This is a genomic window from Oleiphilus sp. HI0125 (assembly GCF_001635355.1).
Window position 1 is genome coordinate 1 of sequence record NZ_LWGF01000585.1, and the last position, 297, is coordinate 297.

The 297-nt window shown below is 43.4% G+C and carries 1 pseudogene; it reads left to right on the forward strand.

The features are described 5' to 3' along the window. Window positions 1–297: pseudogene (gene pepN / locus A3762_RS27325) on the forward strand (aminopeptidase N); the annotation flags it as partial.

The following is a 297-nucleotide window of genomic DNA, read 5'->3' on the forward strand; positions in this document are numbered from 1 at the left end:
GATGAAAGACGCAGCAGCAAACATCACATATCTAAAAGACTATCAAAAACCGAACTTCCTCGTAGAGAGTATTTCTTTGAGCTTTAAGCTATTCGAGGACGGCGCTGAAGTAACGAATCTTATGCACGTTGTTAAAGATTTGGATTCCGAGTCGACAGAGTTGGCGTTGGACGGCGAAGAATTAGAATTGCGCTCGGTCAGTATTGATGGAGCTCTATTAAATAGTGATCGTTACTTGGTGACAGAGTCCGGTCTAAGCATCTCAGATATGCCGGCAGACTGTCAGTTAGAAATCGT